General features: G+C 62.6%; 19 protein-coding genes and 1 tRNA gene. 17 read left to right on the forward strand and 3 right to left on the reverse strand.

The window, feature by feature from the left end:
* Positions 1-144 precede the first annotated feature (144 nt).
* From ACX93L_RS06050 to ACX93L_RS06065, 4 genes are all read left to right on the forward strand, one after another.
* Complete coding sequence (locus ACX93L_RS06050) at positions 145-597, forward strand: helix-turn-helix domain-containing protein (protein ID WP_459403986.1); 453 nt, start codon at positions 145-147, stop codon at positions 595-597.
* On the forward strand, positions 594-824 hold the full coding sequence (locus ACX93L_RS06055) for a hypothetical protein (RefSeq protein ID WP_459403987.1): 231 nt from the start codon (positions 594-596) through the stop codon (positions 822-824). Before ACX93L_RS06050 ends, ACX93L_RS06055 begins: the two co-directional genes overlap by 4 nt.
* Before the next feature lie 10 nt (positions 825-834).
* Entirely contained in the window at positions 835-2,058 is a 1,224-nt protein-coding gene (locus ACX93L_RS06060) for a tyrosine-type recombinase/integrase (protein ID WP_459403988.1), read from the forward strand.
* A 420-nt stretch (positions 2,059-2,478) separates the two neighbouring features.
* Entirely contained in the window at positions 2,479-2,997 is a 519-nt protein-coding gene (locus ACX93L_RS06065) for a hypothetical protein (RefSeq protein ID WP_459403989.1), read from the forward strand.
* A gap of 40 nt (positions 2,998-3,037) precedes the next feature.
* Here ACX93L_RS06065 and ACX93L_RS06070 read toward each other — a convergent pair whose 3' ends face one another.
* Together ACX93L_RS06070 and ACX93L_RS06075 are read right to left on the reverse strand one after the other, a co-directional pair.
* Positions 3,038-3,283, reverse strand: a complete 246-nt coding sequence (locus ACX93L_RS06070; protein WP_459403990.1) for a hypothetical protein — start codon at positions 3,281-3,283, stop codon at positions 3,038-3,040.
* Positions 3,284-3,434: 151 nt separating this feature from the next.
* Positions 3,435-3,510: transfer RNA gene (locus ACX93L_RS06075), tRNA-Lys, on the reverse strand.
* Positions 3,511-3,698: 188 nt separating this feature from the next.
* Between ACX93L_RS06075 and ACX93L_RS06080 the strand changes: the two genes are divergently transcribed.
* The gene (locus ACX93L_RS06080; RefSeq protein WP_459403991.1) at positions 3,699-4,451 is read left to right on the forward strand and encodes a cytochrome c biogenesis CcdA family protein; all 753 of its coding nucleotides are present in this window, start codon (positions 3,699-3,701) and stop codon (positions 4,449-4,451) included.
* A 54-nt stretch (positions 4,452-4,505) separates the two neighbouring features.
* Positions 4,506-5,468 (forward strand): AEC family transporter, encoded by a 963-nt coding sequence (locus tag ACX93L_RS06085; RefSeq protein ID WP_459403992.1) that lies wholly within the window; start codon positions 4,506-4,508, stop codon positions 5,466-5,468.
* On the opposite strand, the gene ACX93L_RS06090 is transcribed toward ACX93L_RS06085, so the two are convergent.
* Positions 5,445-6,647, reverse strand: coding sequence for a UbiH/UbiF family hydroxylase (locus ACX93L_RS06090; RefSeq protein WP_459403993.1), 1,203 nt, complete (start codon positions 6,645-6,647; stop codon positions 5,445-5,447). The two genes, ACX93L_RS06085 and ACX93L_RS06090, sit on opposite strands and share 24 nt — an antisense overlap.
* A gap of 197 nt (positions 6,648-6,844) precedes the next feature.
* Here ACX93L_RS06090 and pcsA point away from each other — a divergent pair, with 197 nt between their 5' ends.
* The 11 genes from pcsA (at position 6,845) to glmU (ending at position 19,436) form a co-directional block, all read left to right on the forward strand.
* Positions 6,845-7,573: a phosphatidylcholine synthase gene (gene pcsA / locus ACX93L_RS06095; RefSeq protein WP_459403994.1), complete on the forward strand. Its 729-nt coding sequence runs from the start codon at positions 6,845-6,847 to the stop codon at positions 7,571-7,573.
* 135 nt (positions 7,574-7,708) lie between these two features.
* Positions 7,709-9,271 (forward strand): ABC transporter ATP-binding protein, encoded by a 1,563-nt coding sequence (locus ACX93L_RS06100; protein WP_459403995.1) that lies wholly within the window; start codon positions 7,709-7,711, stop codon positions 9,269-9,271.
* On the forward strand, positions 9,261-10,355 hold the full coding sequence (locus ACX93L_RS06105) for an ABC transporter permease (protein ID WP_459403996.1): 1,095 nt from the start codon (positions 9,261-9,263) through the stop codon (positions 10,353-10,355). Before ACX93L_RS06100 ends, ACX93L_RS06105 begins: the two co-directional genes overlap by 11 nt.
* On the forward strand, positions 10,352-11,269 hold the full coding sequence (locus tag ACX93L_RS06110) for an ABC transporter permease (RefSeq protein ID WP_459403997.1): 918 nt from the start codon (positions 10,352-10,354) through the stop codon (positions 11,267-11,269). Before ACX93L_RS06105 ends, ACX93L_RS06110 begins: the two co-directional genes overlap by 4 nt.
* A 38-nt stretch (positions 11,270-11,307) precedes the next feature.
* Complete coding sequence (locus tag ACX93L_RS06115) at positions 11,308-12,381, forward strand: BMP family ABC transporter substrate-binding protein (protein WP_459403998.1); 1,074 nt, start codon at positions 11,308-11,310, stop codon at positions 12,379-12,381.
* A 159-nt stretch (positions 12,382-12,540) separates the two neighbouring features.
* Positions 12,541-13,503, forward strand: coding sequence for a galactofuranose ABC transporter, galactofuranose-binding protein YtfQ (ytfQ, locus tag ACX93L_RS06120; RefSeq protein ID WP_459403999.1), 963 nt, complete (start codon positions 12,541-12,543; stop codon positions 13,501-13,503).
* A gap of 122 nt (positions 13,504-13,625) precedes the next feature.
* Positions 13,626-15,149 carry a galactofuranose ABC transporter, ATP-binding protein YtfR gene (ytfR, locus tag ACX93L_RS06125; RefSeq protein WP_459404000.1) on the forward strand — a complete coding sequence of 508 codons (1,524 nt, stop codon included), beginning with the start codon at positions 13,626-13,628 and terminating at the stop codon, positions 15,147-15,149.
* Positions 15,146-16,153 carry an ABC transporter permease gene (locus ACX93L_RS06130; protein ID WP_459404001.1) on the forward strand — a complete coding sequence of 336 codons (1,008 nt, stop codon included), beginning with the start codon at positions 15,146-15,148 and terminating at the stop codon, positions 16,151-16,153. The genes ytfR and ACX93L_RS06130 overlap by 4 nt, the downstream gene beginning before the upstream one ends.
* A 3-nt stretch (positions 16,154-16,156) precedes the next feature.
* A complete protein-coding gene (yjfF, locus tag ACX93L_RS06135; protein ID WP_459404002.1) occupies positions 16,157-17,125 on the forward strand; it encodes a galactofuranose ABC transporter, permease protein YjfF in 969 nt (322 codons plus the stop codon).
* Positions 17,126-17,146: 21 nt separating this feature from the next.
* The gene (locus ACX93L_RS06140; RefSeq protein WP_459404003.1) at positions 17,147-17,890 is read left to right on the forward strand and encodes a FadR/GntR family transcriptional regulator; all 744 of its coding nucleotides are present in this window, start codon (positions 17,147-17,149) and stop codon (positions 17,888-17,890) included.
* Between the two features lie 187 nt (positions 17,891-18,077).
* Positions 18,078-19,436 carry a bifunctional UDP-N-acetylglucosamine diphosphorylase/glucosamine-1-phosphate N-acetyltransferase GlmU gene (gene glmU / locus ACX93L_RS06145; protein ID WP_459404004.1) on the forward strand — a complete coding sequence of 453 codons (1,359 nt, stop codon included), beginning with the start codon at positions 18,078-18,080 and terminating at the stop codon, positions 19,434-19,436.
* Positions 19,437-19,480 lie beyond the last annotated feature (44 nt).

Below are 19,480 nucleotides of genomic sequence, written 5' to 3' on the forward strand. Positions count from 1 at the left end.
CGTGACAGCTGGAGAGACAGCAACCCCATCCCCCGGGCCCATGACCTCCCTGTCGGCCCGCGACCTGCCCGGCGGCGCATGTATTGCGTTCGCGCCGCCGGGCCTTTTTGTCTTCATGTCAACCACGCCAAGAGGAGAAACCCCATGCAGTTTGCCAAGAACCCGAAGAAGCCGAACCCCGACGACGTGGCGATCGGCACCAACATCCGCAACCTCCGCCAGCGTCGCGGCCTGAGCCAGGAGAAGCTGGGCGAAGCTCTCGGGATAACGTTTCAGCAGGTGCAGAAATACGAGAAGGGCACCAACCGCGTTTCCGGGTCGAAGCTGGTCGCCGTCTCCAAGGCGCTTGCCGTGCCGCTCGAGGCACTGTTCGTCGGTACCGGCAGCGCGCTTACCGACGGCCTGCCCATGCCGCAGCTGCCGGTGCTCTCTTCCCAGGCCCGACGCCTGGTCGAGGCCTTCGACAGGATCGAAGATCCCATCCAGCGCCGCCACATTCTCGGCCTGGTCGAGGCGCTGACATCTGGCGGAGGGACTGAGATCGACACGCCACGAAAAGAGCAGGGTGTCGGCGAGGTGGTGTGGGGAACGGCATGAGCAAAACTGACCAGGTCGTATTCCTGAAACGGGGCGCGCTGAGCATGTCGGTATGTGTCCCAGCATCATTCGCTTGCGAAGAAGTGGAGGAGGCAGTCAATATGGCTGCCCTCTGCGGCACCGAGCACGGCTGGCGGATCTCGCCGGACGGTTTCAAGACTGGAGAGCCGAACGGCTGCGTCTGCGAGCGCGATGAGAAGCGACGGCATTGGTTCATGGATTGTTGAGGTTGAAACCATGTCAAAGGCCAACACCCCGAAAATACGGCACGTCGCATGGCGTGAAGGCCGTCCGCGTTTCCAGCCCGGTTCGGGATTGCGGGAACAGGGGTTCAAGGGCAAGGACCTGCGCCACGACGATGGCCGCTGGTTCAGTCAGGGCGAGGCGCTGGACTGGTCCAACGCCTTTTGCCTGTCGCTTGCCCAGGACGAGGTCAAACGCGGCCCGGCGGTCAAATCCGTGGCGAGGAAGCCGGAAGGATCGGCGAGCAATGCGCCGATCCAGGCTGCGGCGGCCGTGCGCCGTGCGGTCTATCCGCTGTCGCGCCTTTTCGAGGACTGGCTGCAGAGCCCGCGCGTGCAGGCCAAGGCGCCGGCGACCATCAAGGACTATCGCCAGAAGAGCCGCGTCATCGAAACGCACGATCCGGATCTCTGGGCCTGCGAGGTGGCCGCCCTCGATCGGCCGATCTGCTATGGGCTCTATGAGGAGCTCTGGAAGGAGAGGGGGCTTGCCACGGCCCGCGGCGTGCTGACGGTCATGGGCATTGCCATCAAGTGGGGTCTGAACTCCGGCAAGATCCGCGGCCTGGTCTTCAATCCCGCCCGCGATCTCGACATGCAGCAACCGCCGCCCCGGGCCCGCTTCCTGACCAAATCCGAATTCCTCGCTTTGGTCGACGCCGCCGAGCGCCTCGGCCGGCCCGACATGGCCGATGTCTTCTACACCGGAGTCTGGACTGCCCAGCGTCAGGCCGACCGGCTGGCCCTGAAGCTGTCCGCCATCCGCAACGGCCGCTTCGTGGTCCGCCAGCAGAAGACCGGCGCAATCGTCAATGCGCCGGTGGCGCCCGAGCTGAAAAAGCGCTGGGACCAGGCGGCCGAGCGTCGGCGCTCGAAGGATCTGAAGTCGGTGTTTGTCCATCTCAACGAAGCGATGTGGGCGCCCTGGAACCACTACACCTATCGCAACCTCTTCGCCGAGATCCGCACGGAAGCTGCCAAGCAGGTTCCGACGGTCGCGACCGTCCAGGAGAAGGATTTCCGCTCGACCGGCGTCACCTGGATGGCAATGTCGGGCCTGACGCTCCCCGAGATCTGCGCCGTCTCCGGTCACTCCCTGCAGGGTGCGACACTGATCCTGCGCCACTACCTGGCGCTCCATCCCGAAATGGCGACGACGGCGATCGGCAAACTCGTCGAGTGGTACGAAGCCGGCGGCAATGCCGAGCTGGCGGTTTAGGCTTGTGGAACAAACGGCGCGACTGCAAGTTTCGCGCTAGGTTCATCTTGCACAACTGTCGCAATTGTAGAATCTGTGGCCGCAACCATGGATTCTCGGTGAAATAGTGCCATATATTAGAGTGCTCTTTAAATTGCTCGGTTGGTGTCTGGGCTTTCTCACCCTTCTGGGGTTGCTGGGAGGGCTTGCCGCCGACATTCCGGAGCTGGCAGAGGAGCCTGCCGTCGGGGTGCTTCTGTTGTTTGCATCCAGATTGTTAAGGTTTCTTTTGCACGTTCTGGTTAATCATCCGGACGGTGTGCTCTTATTCGGGGTCGTCGCAGTGATTGTGATTGGATTTCTGCAGGACAAGTCGATAGGACAGCAGAAACACGAGTTTGAAAGCCGCCGCCAAAAGAAGCTGGGGAAAGGGAAGAGGAAATGAGTGCGAGTTCCATCATCCTTGTCACGATAGCCTTCGTTGCTCTCTACGCATATGCGCGTGTCCGATTGTCGGCGTTTGTTCAACCGGCACGGATGGAGTTGATTGATCGCGCGGAGAGACTTCTTCAGCACAAAGACCTGCCGGCCGGCGATCGTCGTTGGATCGAATACTCTTTGGATCTGGTCTTCAGCGCCAAGGCCGCATGGACGCTCGCCTTGCTCATTTTGCCGCTGGCCATCTTGATGCGCGCAAGAAGCCTGCTTTCTGGATCGAAAGAGCCGAAAGCTGTGTCAGGTCCTCATCGTCGAGAGATTCTGGAATACACACGCGTCACGGTCATGGTTGTTCTCTCGAACAGCCCAATGGCGCTGATTGTGTTCTTTTTTGCGATTTTTGTCTCGGAACTGCTTTTGCTTCCCGCTAAGGCAGCGGTCGCGCTTGCAGTGCAGAAATCGTCGGTTCACGGCCACGGCAATGGCTTTGATCATGACATGGGCAATGGCAAGACCGCGTAAACCGTTCAGAGGCGTTGACCTCTTTACGGCAATAGCAGTGTCAATCTTTCATGCTGCTTAGAAGGGCGATGGCGGCCCAGTGCTGGGAACGCCACAGGACGGCCGCGATATAGACCCCGACGGCAATGCCAATTGCAGCGCCGAACTGCGGGAGCTCCTTGGGAGGTACCCTACGCGCGATCATTGCCCCAGTCCCGATTGATGCCGTCATGGACGCGACGATGTACGCCAGCGGAATCAAGCTTCCTATCTGCCTGGCTGGCCAGTCGATTATGGCTTCGAGCATGATTCCCTCCTCAAGCAGACTAGGCGTATTCGGAAACCTGCTCTTGAACAAGCAGCGAACGAAAGTCGCACGTGCGACTTTTTCTAGTCGCAAGTCGCACAACAATCATGTGAGGGATTGGCCGGAAATATCTGAAAACATTGGGGGTCGGTGGTGAGAGCGCAGGGATTCGAACCCTGGACCTACTGATTAAAAGTCAGTTGCTCTACCGGCTGAGCTACGCTCTCCCAGGCGGAACCTTGAGGTGCCCGCGGAAGTGAGCGTTACATAGGCAGGAGCCTTCGGCCGGTCAACCGAAAAATTCAGTGCCGCATGTCAGCGTCTGCGCATTTGTCGCAGGCTACGGAAAGGTGATTGGCAAGCATGGCTTGCAGGCGATAGAGAAGCGGCAATTCGCCGTTACAGGAGCAGACTGGTGTCGATCGCCGAGATTTCCCTGATCAGTGCGCTTCTCGCCGGGGCGCTGTCCTTCCTGTCGCCTTGCGTCCTGCCGCTCGTTCCGCCTTATCTCTGTTACATGGCGGGAATTTCGGTCGAGCAGTTCCGGGGTGGTGGGGCAGGCGCCACGCAGGACGATCGGGCCCGCCGGGCGGTGATGCTCTCGGCGCTGGCCTTCACGCTCGGATTTGCAACTGTCTTCGTCGCGCTCGGCGCGGGCGCATCCACCATCGGCACTTTGCTGCGGCAGCATCTCGACCTGTTGTCGAAGATCGGCGGTTTGATCATCATCGTGATGGGGCTGAATTTCCTCGGCGTCTTCCGGATCGGCTTACTCTCGCGTGAAATGCGCATCTCCGGTGGCGGAAAGCCGGCGACGCTGTCGGGCGCCTATGTCATGGGGCTCGCCTTCGCCTTCGGCTGGACGCCCTGCATCGGCCCGGTCCTCGGCGCTATCCTGGGCGTCGCGGCTTCGCGCGACACGGTGGGCGACGGCGCCATGTTGCTTGCCGTCTACTCGCTTGGTCTTGCGGTTCCCTTCTGGATCGCCGCCGCCTTTTCCGGCGCATTCATGCGGTTCCTCGCGCGCTTCCGGCGCCATCTGGGACTGGTCGAGAAGGTGATGGGCGGCCTCCTTGTGTTGACCGGCCTTGCGTTCATGTTCGGTTTCGTCGCCGACATGGCGATTTGGTTCCAGCAGACCTTTCCAATCCTCTCCCAAATCGGCTAAGCCCGGAGGCAAAGGGTCGCATACGACCCGCCCCGCGGATCGAGGAGAGGCGGTTTGGGAGACATCATCGCGCTGGTCCTGCCGTTCTTCGGCCTGATCCTGATCGGCTATATTTCCGGGCGCATCACCCATCAGCCGGCGGGCGCGCTCGGTTGGCTGAACTTCTTCGTGATCTACGTCACGCTGCCGTCGCTGTTCTTCAAGCTGGTCTCCCGCACACCGATCGAGGAGCTGACACGCATCGATTTCATCGCCGCGGCGCTCGCGGCGACCTACGCGATCTTCCTCCTGGTCTTCCTGATCGGCCGGCTCATCCGCAAGAACTCGATCGCGGACTGCACGATCCAAGCGCTGGCCGGTGCCTACGGCAATATCGGCTACATGGGGCCGGGGCTTGCTCTTCTCGCTTTCGGCGAGGCTGCCGCGGTTCCGGTTGCACTGATCTTCTGCTTCGAAAATGCCGCCCACTTCATCGCGGCGCCTGCGCTGATGGCCTTTGCCGGCGGCGAAGAGCGGCCGCGCGGCCGCGTCGCGCTCGATGTGCTGAAGAAGATCACCTACCACCCGTTCATCATCGCGACCGCCGTCGGCTTCCTCGCGGCCGGATTGCATTTCGAGCCGCCTGTCGCGCTGCAGCGTCTCATCGACTATCTCGCCCAGGCCGCGGCGCCCTGTGCTCTGTTCGCCATGGGCGTCACGCTGGCGCTCCGGCCATTGAAGCGCATCCCCGTGGAGATCGGCTATATCGTGCCGATCAAGCTCGTGGCCCATCCGGTGCTGGTCTATGTCGTGCTGGGGTTCGTCGGCAATTTCGATCCGCTATGGATCTATACCGCGGTGCTGCTCGCCTCGCTGCCGACAGCCACCAATGTCTTCGTGATCGGCCAGCAATACGGCGTCTGGCAGGAACGCGCCTCGGCGACGATCCTGATCACCACGGTCCTTTCGGTGCTCTCGGTTTCCGGCCTGCTCTACGCGATCACCAATGGCATCCTACCGCCGGATCTTTTCCCGTAAGAAACCGGGGAAGGATTTCAGCGCCCGGCCGGGCGCAACGCCCTCCTGCATGACGAGATGGCGAAGCGGCGCAACCGCGGACAGCAGTTGCAGACCCGCGGCCCGCAGCATCTGCACGGGCAGAAGTCCGGAGAGCAGCGAGCGATTGAGGAGGTCGACGCTTGCGGTGCGGCTGATGATGTCGGCACGCCGCATCCGGTCGAAGCGATCGCCGGCGTCGGCCGGGATCGCTCGGCCTTCGCGATCACACAGGATCTCCTCAAGTGCGGAAATGTCCCGCAGGCTGAGATTGAGGCCCTGGGCGCCGATGGGCGGAAAGGCATGGCCTGCCTCGCCGATGAAGGCGGCGCGACCCTTGCCGTATCGTTCGGCGGTCATGCCGGAGAGCGGCCAGGCCTGAACGCCGTCCTCGACCGTCACCTTCCCAAGCATCGACTGCATGCGGGTTTCGACTGCCGCGGAGAGTTCCTCGGTGGTGAGCGCCAGAAGGCGCTCGGCCTCCTTCGGTTCGACCACCCAGACGAGGCTCGAGCGCAGGCCGGGCAGGGGCACCTGGGTGAAGGGACCGCTTTCCCCGTGAAATTCGGTGGAGGTGTTCCGATGCGGTATGGTGTGGGAAAAATTGAGGACGACGGCGGTCTGCGGATAGGACCAGGTCTTGACGCCCACGCCGGCGCTTTCCCTGACCGATGATTTTCGGCCATCGGCTCCGACGACGAAGTCAGCCTCGATGGTCTGCCCGTCCGCGAGCGCGACCGAGACCTGCTCCGCCGATATCGTGATCGCGCTGGCAAGCGCGGGAAAGGCCGTAATGTTCGGCTCGGCTTTGACGGCGACGGACAGGGCCTCGTTCAAGGCGCTGTTGAGGAAGTTATATCCGAAGGCCTCAAGCCCGATTTCCGCGCTGCGGAACGGTACCACCGGCGCGCGGACAAGACGGTTCGTGCCGTCGATGATCTGCATGGTCGACAGAGCGGCCGCCGAAGGCTGGATCGCCTGCCAGAGACCGAGCCGCTCCATCATTCCGATCGACTGGTCCATGAGGGCCGTGGTGCGACGGTCCGTTCCGGGGAGCGGTGGCGCGACGAAGGCGACGCGCCGCCCGCCGCGCGCAAGGGCAATCGCCGCAATGGACCCTGCAAGGCCGCCGCCGATGACCGCGATGTCGAAATGTTTCATGCCAACCACCCGATGCTGTTTGGGCTCTATTTAGTTCCGTTGGCGGGCGAAATCCATAAGGCGATTTGGCGCGGGGTGGCTTGAGCCATGACCTCGATGGTTGCGGCGAAATCGCTCGGCGACCGAAGAGGCGGTTGCAAAAACCGCCGTTTCGGTCGATACGAATGCCGAGGCTGCGAATGGGGCGCGATCGGGACATGAAGATCTTCAATTATCGGCGTGTGCCTTACGCGGAAATGCGCGCCTTTTCCGTTCATATCCTGACGGCCTCGGGGTCCTTCCTGGCCTTTCTCGGCGTCGTCGCCGCCGCCGAGCGTCGATTCGTCGACATGTTCTGGTGGTTGGGGCTCGCACTCCTCGTGGATGGGATCGACGGTCCGATCGCCCGCAAGGTGCGCGTCAAGGAAGTGTTGCCGAACTGGTCGGGCGATACGCTCGACAACATCATCGACTACGTCACGTACGTGCTTCTGCCGGCCTTTGCACTCTACCAGAGCGGCATGATCGGCGAGCCCTGGTCCTTCGTCGCGGCGGGTATGATCGTGGTGTCGAGCGCCATCTATTATGCCGACATGGGCATGAAGACGGACGAGTATTTCTTCTCCGGTTTCCCGGTCGTGTGGAACATGGTCGTGTTCACGCTGTTCGTCATCGATGCCGATGCCGTGACCGCGTTGACAGTGGTGACGGTATCGGTCGTGCTCACCTTCCTGCCGATCCATTTTCTTCATCCGGTGCGCGTCAAGCGGCTGCGCCTCCTCAATCTCGCGGTCTTCTTCCTGTGGTGCGGCTTCGGCGGCTATGCTCTGCTCCTGCATTTCCAGACACCTTTCTGGGTGACGATCGGTTTTATCCTGACCGGTATCTACCTCTATGCGATCGGCGCTGTCCTGCAGTTCCTCCCGGCACTCGGTCGACGGGATTGACGGCCTGCGCTTTGCTGCGCAAAACCAAAAAAAACCTTTGCCTATATATTGTGCGATGCCGCAAACGGGTTATGAATTGTGCTTTCGACCGGGCTCAAGACCCGGCCGCCTTGACGGCGATGCAAAGGGGGACCCGTGCCGAACGTGACACCAGAGAGTGACAAGCCACTCCTGTCCGTGCGTGGCCTGACCAAGCTGTTCGGCAGCTTTGCCGCCTGCGACGGGATCGATCTGGAGATCGGCCATGGCGAGATCCACGCCCTGCTCGGCGAGAACGGTGCCGGCAAGTCGACCCTGGTCAAGATGCTGTTCGGGATTCTTGCGCCGTCCTCCGGCGAGATCGCCTGGGAAGGCAGCGTCCGCGACATCGTATCTCCAGCCGCCGCCCGCCGTCTCGGAATCGGCATGGTGTTCCAGCATTTTTCGCTGTTCGAGGCGCTGACGGTCGCGGAGAATATCGCGCTCGCGCTCGATGAAGATATCTCCATCGACGAGATCGCGACCAAGGCGGCGGAGCTTTCGAAAGCCTATGGCCTGCCGCTCGATCCGGCGGCGCACGTGGCGGATCTCTCGGTCGGCGAGCGCCAGCGCATCGAGATCGTGCGGGCGCTGTTGCAGAACCCGAAACTGATCATCCTCGACGAGCCGACCTCGGTGCTAACACCGCAGGAAGCCGACCGCCTGTTCGAGACCCTGTTCCAATTGAAGGCCGAAGGACGTTCGGTCCTCTATATCAGCCACAGGCTGGAGGAAGTGCAGCGGATCTGCGACCGCGCCACCGTGCTCCGCCATGGCAAGGTCACCGGTGCCTGCGATCCGCGCGGCGAGACGCCGGCATCGCTCGCCCGCATGATGGTCGGTTCGGACGTCGCATCCGTCATGCGTGACGATGAGACCGGGCTCGGCGACATCCAGCTTGAGGTGCGCAAGCTGGACCTCAAGGCACGCACGCCCTTCGCCATCGCGCTCAAGGACCTTTCACTTACGGTGCGGGCCGGGGAGGTGCTGGCGATCGCCGGTGTCGCCGGCAACGGGCAGGGAGAGCTTTTCGATGCGCTCTCCGGCGAGTATCCGGCCGACGACAATGAAGCGGTGCAGATTCGTGGCAAGGCGGTCGGATCGCTCGGGATCACCGCCCGGCGGCTGCTCGGTGGTGGTTTCGTGCCTGAGGAGCGCAATGGTCATGGCGCGGTCGCCGCTTTGCCGCTCTCGGAAAACCTGCTGCTCGCGCGGAACCAGTCCGACAAGCGGGCCTTCCTCGCCGGCGGCTGGCTGAAGCTCATCCGGCACGACACCGTGCGGTCCGCGACCCAGCGGATCTGCGAGGCGATGGACGTGCGAAAGAGCGGTCTCGATCCGGCCGCGGGCTCGCTTTCCGGCGGCAATCTTCAGAAATTTATCGTTGGTCGCGAGCTCGACCGGCAGCCGACGGTGCTCGTCGTCAACCAACCGACCTGGGGCGTGGACGCAGGCGCCGCAAGCCGCATCCGGCAGGCGCTGGTGAACCTCGCACGGGCGGGATCGGCGGTGGTGGTCATCAGCCAGGATCTCGACGAGATTTTCGAGGTTGCAACCAGCATCGCGGCGATCTCGGAGGGGCGTCTGTCGCCGAGCTATCCGGCGTCGACGATGACACGGGAAAAGATCGGGCTGCTGATGGGCGGCATGCATGGCCTGGAGACTGCCGATGCGCATTGAACTCGAACGCCGTCCGCGCATGTCGGGCCTTTTCGCCGTCGTGTCGCCGCTGCTCGCCCTGGCGCTGACGGTGATCTTCGGCGGCATCATGTTCGCGCTGCTCGGCAAGGATCCGGTCGAGGCCCTCTACAGCTTCTTCATCGAGCCGCTGCTCGAGGTCTGGTCGCTGCACGAGCTGGCGATCAAGGCGGCCCCGCTCATCCTGATCGGCGTCGGTCTTTCGGTCGCCTATCGGTCGAACAACTGGAACATCGGCGCGGAAGGGCAGTTCACCGTCGGAGCGATCACAGGCTCGATCCTGCCGGTCGTGTTCTACGAATGGCATTCGCCGCTGCTGCTGCCGCTGATGCTCGTCATGGGCATGGTTGGCGGCGCGCTCTATGCGGCCATCCCGGCGCTCTTGAAGACGCGCTTCAACACCAACGAGATCCTGACGAGCCTGATGCTCGTCTATATCGCCCAGCTCTTCCTCGACTGGCTGATCCGCGGGGCGTGGCGTGACCCGGCAGGTTACAACTTTCCGCAGAGTCGCTCCTTCGTCACCGAGGGCGTGCTGCCGGAAATGCTGTCGTCGGGCCGGGCGCACTGGGGCTTTGCCTTCGCCATCCTTGCCGCCGTTGGCGTCTGGTTCATGATGCGTTACACGCTCAAGGGATTCCAGGTTGTCGTGCTCGGCCAGTCGGAACGGGCAGGGCGCTTCGCCGGCTTTTCTTCGCGCGGTATGGTGTGGTTCTCCATGCTGTTTTCGGGAGCGCTTGCCGGTCTCGCCGGCATTTCCGAAGTCTCCGGCTCCATCGGCCACCTGCAACCGTCGATCTCGCCCGGCTACGGGTTCACCGCGATCATCGTGGCGTTCCTCGGGCGTCTCAACCCGCTCGGAATCATCGGTTCCGGCCTGGTGCTGGCGCTGACCTATCTCGGCGGTGAAGGGGCTCAGCTGTCGATCGGCGTCTCCGACAAGGTGACGCGCGTCTTCCAGGGCCTGCTGCTGTTCTTCGTGCTCTCCTGCGACACGCTCATCCACTACAAAGTGAGAGTGCTGGTCGGGAAGGGGCGCATTCTGTTCGGAGGAGCCGGGCGATGATTATCGAGGCCATCCTTCTTACCATCATCACGGCGTCCACGCCGCTGGTCATCGCTGCGATGGGGGAACTCGTCACGGAACGTTCCGGCGTGCTGAACCTGGGCGTCGAGGGCATGATGATCATCGGGGCCGTCTGTGCCTTCGCCACGTCGCAGATCACCGGATCGCCGTTCATCGGCGTTCTGGCCGGGATCCTGGCCGGTGCTGCCTTCTCCCTGCTCTTTGCCTTCCTGACGCTGACCCTGGTCGCCAACCAGGTGGCAACTGGCCTCGCACTGACGCTTCTCGGGCTCGGCGTCTCCGGGATGATGGGCGAAAGCTTCGTGGGCGTTCCCGGCGTCAAGCTGCAACCGATCAACGTGCCGCTGCTCTCCGACATTCCTGTGGTCGGCAAGCTCTTGTTCCACCAGGACCTCGTCTTTTACCTGTCGATCCTGCTGGTCGTCGGCGTCAACTGGTACCTGTTCCGCACCCGGTCAGGCCTCAGGCTGCGTGCGATCGGCGACAATCACGGTTCTGCCCACACACTCGGCATCCATGTGGTGCGGACGCGTTATCTGGCCGTGCTGTTCGGCGGCGCCTGCGCGGGGCTTGCGGGTGCGCAGCTTTCGCTCGTCTACACGCCGCAATGGGTGGAAAACATGTCGGCCGGCCGCGGCTGGATCGCGCTTGCGCTCGTCGTCTTCGCCTCCTGGCGACCGTGGCGGGTGCTGGCGGGCGGCTACCTGTTCGGTGCCGTGACCATCGGCCAGCTCCACGCGCAGGCTTTCGGCATCGGACTGCCGTCGCAGTTCCTTTCGGCTTTGCCATATGCGGCAACCATTGTCGTTCTCGTGATTATTTCCCATAATCGCCGCACGACGCTCATCAATACTCCGGCCTCGCTCGGCAAGCCGTTCGTGCCTGACCGGTGAAGTCAAAAATCAGTTCAACAACCAGACAGGGGTTTCCCATGAAGAAAATGCTCATTGCACTTGCTGCAAGCGCCGCTGCCCTCGGCAGCTTCGCGGCCTCGGCGCATGCCGAAGACAAGACGAAGGTCTGCTTCGTCTATGTTGGCACCACGACCGACGGCGGCTGGACCCAGGCCCACGACATCGGCCGCCAGCAGTTGCAGGCGCATTTCGGCGACAAGATCGAAACCCCGTATCTCGAAAGCGTTCCGGAAGGTCCGGATGCCGAGCGCGCCATCGAGCGTCTGGCCCGTTCCGACTGCAAGCTGATCTTCACCACTTCGTTCGGCTTCATGGACGCCACCGTCAAGGTCGCTGCCAAGTTCCCGGATGTGAAGTTCGAACACGCAACCGGCTTCAAGGCTGCCGACAACGTCGCGACCTACAATTCGCGTTTTTATGAAGGCCGTTACATCCAGGGCGTGATCGCCGCCAAGATGTCCCAGAAGGGCGTCGCGGGCTACATCGCCTCGTTCCCGATCCCGGAAGTCGTCATGGGCATCAACGCCTTCATGCACGGCGCCCAGTCGGTCAATCCGGACTTCAAGGTCAAGGTCGTCTGGGCCAACACCTGGTTCGACCCGGGCAAGGAAGCCGACGCCGCAAAGGCGCTGATCGACCAGGGCGTCGACATCCTTACCCAGCACACCGACACCACGGCACCGATGCAGGTTGCACAGGAACGCGGCATCAAGGCCTTCGGCCAGGCTTCCGACATGATCAAGGCCGGCCCCGAAACCCAGCTGACCGCCATCACCGACACCTGGGGCGCCTACTACATCAAGCGTACCCAGGCTCTGCTCGACGGCACCTGGAAGTCCGAGCAGATCTGGGACGGCCTTAAGGACGGCATCCTGACCATGGCGCCCTATACCAACATGCCGGATGACGTGAAGGCGCTTGCGCAGGACACCGAAGCCAAGATCAAGTCGGGCGAACTGCATCCGTTCACCGGCCCGATCAAGAAGCAGGACGGTTCGGACTGGCTGAAGGACGGCGAGAAGGCCGACGACGGCACGCTGCTCGGCATGAACTTCTATGTCGCCGGCGTCGACGACAAGCTGCCGCAATAATTCCATCAGAGCTGAAGCTTCAAGTACTGCAAAGGGCGCCTCGGGCGCCCTTTCTTTTTGCCGTTTGTTTCGCGGAAACTCGCGGCAGCCGCGTTTACAAAAGTCATATAGTATGATTAATGATCTTTGTCACGGGAGGTGACACCAAGGGAGGAAATCATGAAGTCTTTTAAAGCGCTTGCCAGCGCCACGATTCTTGCTGGCTGCATGTTCGCTACGGCCCATGCAGAGGGCCTCGTCGTCGGTTTTTCACAGATCGGTTCGGAATCCGGGTGGCGCGCCGCTGAAACCACGCTGACCAAGCAGCAGGCCGAAAAGCGCGGCATCGATCTGAAGTTCGCTGATGCCCAGCAGAAGCAGGAAAACCAGATCAAGGCACTGCGTTCGTTCATCGCGCAAGGCGTCGACGCGATCCTGGTTGCCCCGGTGGTCGCTACCGGTTGGGATGAGGTCCTCGAAGAAGCCAAGGACGCCGAAATCCCCGTCATCCTGCTCGACCGGACCGTCGATTCGGACAAGGAACTCTACATGACGGCGGTCACCTCGGACCTCGTGCATGAAGGCAAGGTTGCCGGCGAATGGCTCGCCAAGACCGTGGGCGACAAGCCCTGCAACATCGTCGAACTCCAGGGCACGACCGGTTCCTCGCCGGCCATCGACCGCAAGAAGGGTTTTGAGGAAGGCATTGCCGGCAAGGCGAATCTCAAGATCGTCCGCAGCCAGACCGGCGACTTCACCCGTACGAAGGGCAAGGAAGTCATGGAAAGCTTCCTCAAGGCCGAGGACGGCGGCAAGAACATCTGCGCGCTCTATGCCCACAATGACGACATGGCCGTCGGCGCCATCCAGGCGATCAAGGAAGCCGGCCTGAAGCCGGGCACCGACATCCTGATCGTCTCGATCGACGCGGTTCCGGACATCTTCCTCGCCATGGCAGCAGGCGAGGCGAATGCAACGGTTGAACTGACCCCGAACATGGCCGGTCCGGCATTCGATGCGCTGGAGGCCTTCAAGAAGGACGGCACCATGCCGCCGAAGTGGATCCAGACGGAATCGAAGCTCTATACCCAGGCCGACGATCCGCAGAAGGTCTACGAGGAGAAGAAGGGCCTCGGCTACTGATTTGCACCACCTCGACCCGGCTGTCCTGACCGCCTCGGCGGTTGGGCGGCCGGGCTGCAGAGACCTGCCGGAGCCGCGCCTGCGGTCCCGGCAGAAGCGTTGCGATGAAGGCGGGAGCGCGCATGACGGAGCAATCCAATTCCATTCTGGCCGCCTCGGGGATCTGCAAGTATTTCCCCGGCGCGACAGCACTCGACCACGTGGATTTCGATCTGAGACGAGGCGAGATCCTGGCCTTGCTTGGCGAAAACGGTGCCGGAAAATCGACCCTCGTGAAGTGTCTGACTGGCGCCTATCGCCGGGACGGGGGCAGGATCCTTCTGGACGGACGGGAGATCGATCCTAAGGACACGGGTGCCGCGCAAACGCTCGGGATCGGCACGGTCTACCAGGAGGTGAACCTGCTCGGGAACTTGACCGTCGCCGAAAACCTCTATCTCGGCCGCCAGCCGCGACGGCTCGGCATGATCGACACGCGGCGCATGAATGCGGACGCCCGGGATCTGCTGCTCGGTTATGGCATCGACATTGATGTCCGCCAGGAACTCGCCGGATTTTCCGTCGCGATCCAGCAGGTCGTGGCGATCGCCCGCGCGGTCGATCTGTCCGGCAAGGTGCTGATTCTCGATGAGCCGACCGCGAGCCTCGACGCGCAGGAAGTGGCCATGCTCTTCCGCATCATGCGAGACCTGAAGGCCAAAGGGCTCGGGATCGTCTTCATCACACATTTCCTTGGCCAGGTTTACGAAGTGGCCGACCGCGTCACCGTCCTGCGCAACGGTTGCCTCGTCGGTACGCGAGAAACCGCGTCGCTCGAACGCAAGGCATTGATCTCGATGATGCTTGGGCGGGAGCTCGAGGCCGTCGAGAAGAACCACAGCGGCAAAGACCGGTCCGAAGGTGCGGTTCGCTACCATTTCGATGCATTCGGTAGGCGAGGCCGCGTGCAACCCTTCGATCTCTCGGTGCGGGCGGGGGAGGTGGTCGGCATGGCGGGGCTGCTCGGTTCCGGCCGCACGGAGACCGCCGAGACGCTGTTCGGGGTGCACCCTTCCGACAGCGGGACGGCGGAAGTCGACGGGAAGGCCGTCAAGATCGGCAGTCCACGCGAAGCGATCCGGCTGGGTTTCGGCTTCTGTCCTGAGGACCGCAAGACCGACGGTATCGTGGGCGATCTGTCGATCCGGGAAAACATTGCGCTGGCGCTGCAGGCGCGGCGCGGCTGGCTTCGTCCTATATCGGCACGGGAACAGGCAGAGCTCGCGGACCGCTATATCGCCGCTCTCGACATTCGCACGACCGATCGTGAAAAGCCGATACGCCTGCTTTCTGGCGGGAACCAGCAGAAGGTGATCCTCGCCCGCTGGCTCGCCACCAATCCGCAATTCCTGATCCTCGACGAACCGACGCGTGGGATCGATGTCGGTGCCCATGCCGAGATCATCCGCCTGATCGAACAACTTTGCGCGCAGGGGCTCTCGCTCCTCGTCATATCGTCCGAATTGGAGGAACTGCTGGCCTACAGCTCCAGGGTCGTGGTCCTGCGCGACCGGCGGCACGTGGCGGAACTGAGCGGCGCGGACATGACCACCGCGCATATCGTCGAGGCAATCGCCAGCCAGGGCGGCGAAGGACAGCCGGCATGATGCAGAAGATCAGATCCCTTCTTCTCCGGCTTACGCCGCAACTGATCGCGCTCGCGGTCATTCTCCTGCTCAACGTGCTCGCTTTTCCGGGCTTCTTCGATATCGAGATCCAGAACGGCCGTCTCTATGGCAGCCTGATCGACGTGTTGAACCGCGGCGCTCCGGTGGCGCTGCTGGCGGTCGGCATGACGCTGGTGATTGCGACAAAGGGCATCGACCTCTCGGTCGGTGCAGTCATCGCGATCACCGGAGCGGCGGGAGCGGCCGCGATTGCGGCAGGGTTTTCGCTTCCCATCACGATAGCGCTTGTTCTTGGCGTCGGCCTTGCATGCGGTCTGTGGAACGGTATTCTCGTCGCCATTCTCGGCATCCAGCCGATCATCGCCACGCTGGTCCTTATGGTAGCGGGCCGCGGGATCGCGCAGCTCATTACTGAGGGGACCATCCTCACCTTCACCGATCCAGGCTTCATCTTCATCGGTAGCGGGTCGCTGTTCCTCTTGCCGATGCCGGCGCTGATCTTCATCGCCTTCGCCGCTCTCGTTGCGATCCTGGTTCGTGGCACGGCGCTCGGACTGCTCGTCGAGGCGGTCGGGGTCAATCGCCGGGCGGCGACTCTTTCGGGTGTCGGGACGTCGGTTCTACTGCTCGTCGTCTACCTGCTCTGCAGCCTCTCGGCGACCATCGCCGGGCTCATCGTCGCAGCCGACATCAAGGGGGCGGATGCCAACAATGCCGGCCTCTGGCTCGAGCTCGACGCCATCCTCGCGGTGGTCGTCGGCGGTAATTCGCTGCTCGGCGGTCGCTTCAGCATCGCCGGCTCGTTGCTCGGGGCTCTTATCATCCAGTCGATCAACACCGGCATCCTGCTCTCCGGTTTCCCTCCGGAATTCAACCTGATCATCAAGGCAGCCATTATCGTGATCATCCTCGTCATCCAGTCGCCTGCCTTGCAGCAGGTGGCGAGCTTCGTGCGTCGCGCACCGACCGGTGCGGGAGAATAGGGCATGAGGTTCAACGCACGTTATCTGCCGTTTCTGGCGACGATGGCGATCTTTGTCGTCGCTTACGCCATATGCACGCTTCAGTTTCCGGCCATGCTCTCGGCCCGGGTCATCAGCAATCTCCTGACCGACAACGCCTTCCTCGGGATCGCCGCTGTGGGCATGACCTTCGTGATCCTGTCCGGTGGGATCGATCTCTCCGTCGGGGCGGTGATCGCCTTTGCCGGAGTCTTCCTTGCCGTACTTCTCCAGAACACCGGCGTTCACCCGATGGTGGCCTTCGTTCTGCTCCTTGTGATCACGACGGCTTTCGGTGCGCTGATGGGAGCGGTGATCCACTATCTCGAAATGCCGTCTTTCATCGTGACTTTGGCCGGCATGTTCCTTGCACGCGGCATGGCCTTCGTCTTGTCGATCGACAGCATTCCGATCGACCATCCGTTCTACGCGGCGATGCGCAAGACCTTCTACAAGCTGCCGGGCGGCGGGCGGCTTACGCTGATCGGCGGGATCATGATCGCGATCTTCCTGATCGGCATCCTGATCGCCCATCGGACCCGCTTCGGCGCGAATGTCTATGCGCTCGGCGGGGGCGCACAGACGGCCCGGCTGATGGGGGTTCCGGTCGCGCGCACAACCATTCAGACCTATGCCTTGTCCGGCCTTCTTGCTGGCCTCGCCGGTATCGTGTTCTCGCTCTACACCTCCGCCGGCTATCCGCTTTCGGCGGTCGGCGTCGAGCTCGACGCCATCGCCGCCGTGGTGATCGGCGGCACACTGCTGACGGGCGGCTCCGGGTTCATTGCCGGTACCTTCATCGGCATTCTCATCCAGGGATTGATCCAGACCTACATCACCTTCGACGGAACCCTTTCCAGTTGGTGGACGAAAATCCTCATCGGGCTACTGTTGTTTGCCTTCATCCTGTTGCAAAAGGGCATTCTCGCCCTGTCTCGCCGGGGCGCAGGATAACGCATTGAAGGGGAACCGATCTTGCCCAACGAACTGCTCCGACCCGTGACGATTACCGGCTCCAGGACCAGCCACGGGCAGGTTGTCGACGAGATCGGCATGGCGATCGTCTGCGGGGAATTCCCGGTCGGCAGCGTTCTTCCGGGGGACGTAGAACTCGCCCAGCGGTTCCAGGTGTCGCGAACGGTATTGCGCGAGGCGATGAAGACCCTGGCGGCCAAGGGGCTGGTGGTGGCAAAGGCGCGGATAGGCACCCGTGTCACCAGCCGGCAATTCTGGAACATGTTCGACGGCGATGTGCTCAACTGGCACTTCGAATGCGGTGTGAGCGAAGACTTCCTGCTCAGCCTCTACGAGGTTCGTCTGGCTTTCGAACCGGCCGCTGCGGCACTCGCGGCGGAAAAAGCCACGCCCCAGGAGATCGCGCGGCTGCGCCATCTGGCGGAAGACCTCGGCAATCCGGATCATACGGTCGAGAGCCTGGCCATGGCCGACCTGCGCTTTCACATGGCGCTCGCCGATGCGTCTGGGAACCCCTTCATGAGCACCCTTGGAAGCCTGATCAAGGCGGCGCTCGTCGGGGCGTTCAAGCTCTCTTCGGCCCCCGTCGACATGGGCCGCTCGCGGGACGTCAAGACCACCCATCTGGCGATCGTCGAGGCGATCGAGAAACGCGATCAGCCGGCTGCGCGCGCCGCCATGGAAAAGGTCATTCTCGTCGGCCGTGAACGGGCGCGCTCCAACTTTGCCACCCAGCACAAGTAGGAACGCGGCGTCTCGTCGGCCTTTACGGCCGCGAACGGGCAAATACCTGTTATCACAATAATTCCGCCTGCAATGTTTTTTGAAATGGAGCACCGTTCCGGGCGGTCTTTTGCTGTTGGGCGTCGTTCATCTTGCTGATAAGAGACAGCGACATTTCAAGAACCACCATTTCATCTCCGGAGACTCCATGAGCCGCAGCTGCCTCGCCGTCATCCTCGCCGCTGGCGAAAGCACCCGTATGAAGTCCTCGATGTCGAAGGTCCTGCACCCGGTCGCCGGGCGCCCGATGATCGCGCATGTCATGTCGTCGATCGCGGCATCCGACATCACCGACGTCGCACTGGTCGTCGGTCGTGATGCGGAGAAGGTGACCAAGGCCGGCAGCATCGAGGGCCTCAACGTTTCGCCCTTCGTCCAGACGGAGCGGCTCGGGACCGGCCATGCCGTGCTTGCGGCGCGCGAGGCGATCGCTCGTGGCTACGACGACATCCTCGTTGCCTATGGTGACGTGCCGCTGATCACCTCGGGTCCGTTGCTGTCTGCCCGCGCAGCGCTTGCCGAGGGCAACGACATCGTCGTCATTGGCTTTCACACCGACAAGCCGACCGGTTACGGCCGACTGCTGGTCAAGGACGGCGAGCTTATCGCCATCCGCGAGGAGAAGGATGCGACCGACGCCGAACGCGCGGTGACATGGTGCAACAGCGGCCTGATGGCGATCGACGGCCGCAAGGCGCTCGATCTTCTGTCACGCATCGGCAATGCCAATGCCAAGGGCGAATACTATCTGACCGATCTCGTCGAGATCGCGCGTTCGCTCGGCGGCCGGACCGTTGCGGTCGACGCACCGGAAGAAGAACTGACCGGCTGCAACAACCGCGCCGAACTCGCCTTCATCGAGCGGCTCTGGCAGGAACGGCGGCGCCACGAACTGATGGTGTCCGGTGTCTCGATGATCGCGCCGGAAACCGTCTTCCTCAGCCACGACACGGTGATCGGACAGGATGCCCTGATCGAACCGAATGTCGTGTTCGGCCCGGGCGTCACCGTCGAGGGCGGTGCGGTCATTCACGCTTTCTCGCACCTTGAAGGCGCCCATGTCGCCGCCGGTGCCACCGTCGGTCCCTTCGCGCGGCTGCGCCCCGGCGCCAACCTGGCGACGGGTGCCAAGGTCGGCAATTTCTGCGAGGTGAAGAAGGCGGAGATCGGCGAGGGCGCCAAGGTCAACCACCTGACCTATATCGGCGACGCCTTCATCGGCGCCCATGCCAATATCGGCGCGGGCACGATCACCTGCAACTATGACGGCGTGAACAAGCACGAGACGCGAATCGGCGAGGGGGCCTTCATCGGCTCCAACACCTCGCTCGTTGCGCCGGTTGCGGTCGGCGACGGAGCAATCGTTGCGTCGGGCAGCGTGATCACCGCTGACGTGCCGGACGACGCACTCGCCTTCGGTCGCGCACGCCAGGAGGTCAAGGCCGGACGGGCCAGGGATGTTCGCGCCCGCAACCAGGCAATCAAGGCGTCCCGCAGCGCAAAGTGAAACTTGCTGCAACTGCGTAACGTTCAGAAATCGAATGTGACCGC

It is taken from the genome of Rhizobium sp. CAU 1783 (genome assembly GCF_054551725.1).

Bases quoted from the DNA above. Each gene is read 5' to 3' on its own strand.
- ACX93L_RS06115 (WP_459403998.1), top strand. From the start codon at position 11,308: ATGAAGAAAATGCTCATTGCACTTGCTGCAAGCGCCGCTGCCCTCGGC.
- yjfF (WP_459404002.1), top strand. From the start codon at position 16,157: ATGAGGTTCAACGCACGTTATCTGCCGTTTCTGGCGACGATGGCGATC.
- ACX93L_RS06055 (WP_459403987.1), top strand. From the start codon at position 594: ATGAGCAAAACTGACCAGGTCGTATTCCTGAAACGGGGCGCGCTGAGC.
- ACX93L_RS06070 (WP_459403990.1), bottom strand. From the start codon at position 3,283: ATGCTCGAAGCCATAATCGACTGGCCAGCCAGGCAGATAGGAAGCTTG.
- glmU (WP_459404004.1), top strand. From the start codon at position 18,078: ATGAGCCGCAGCTGCCTCGCCGTCATCCTCGCCGCTGGCGAAAGCACC.
- pcsA (WP_459403994.1), top strand. From the start codon at position 6,845: ATGAAGATCTTCAATTATCGGCGTGTGCCTTACGCGGAAATGCGCGCC.
- ACX93L_RS06090 (WP_459403993.1), bottom strand. From the start codon at position 6,647: ATGAAACATTTCGACATCGCGGTCATCGGCGGCGGCCTTGCAGGGTCC.
- ACX93L_RS06065 (WP_459403989.1), top strand. From the start codon at position 2,479: ATGAGTGCGAGTTCCATCATCCTTGTCACGATAGCCTTCGTTGCTCTC.
- ytfR (WP_459404000.1), top strand. From the start codon at position 13,626: ATGACGGAGCAATCCAATTCCATTCTGGCCGCCTCGGGGATCTGCAAG.
- ACX93L_RS06060 (WP_459403988.1), top strand. From the start codon at position 835: ATGTCAAAGGCCAACACCCCGAAAATACGGCACGTCGCATGGCGTGAA.
- ytfQ (WP_459403999.1), top strand. From the start codon at position 12,541: ATGAAGTCTTTTAAAGCGCTTGCCAGCGCCACGATTCTTGCTGGCTGC.
- ACX93L_RS06130 (WP_459404001.1), top strand. From the start codon at position 15,146: ATGATGCAGAAGATCAGATCCCTTCTTCTCCGGCTTACGCCGCAACTG.
- ACX93L_RS06110 (WP_459403997.1), top strand. From the start codon at position 10,352: ATGATTATCGAGGCCATCCTTCTTACCATCATCACGGCGTCCACGCCG.
- ACX93L_RS06105 (WP_459403996.1), top strand. From the start codon at position 9,261: ATGCGCATTGAACTCGAACGCCGTCCGCGCATGTCGGGCCTTTTCGCC.
- ACX93L_RS06050 (WP_459403986.1), top strand. From the start codon at position 145: ATGCAGTTTGCCAAGAACCCGAAGAAGCCGAACCCCGACGACGTGGCG.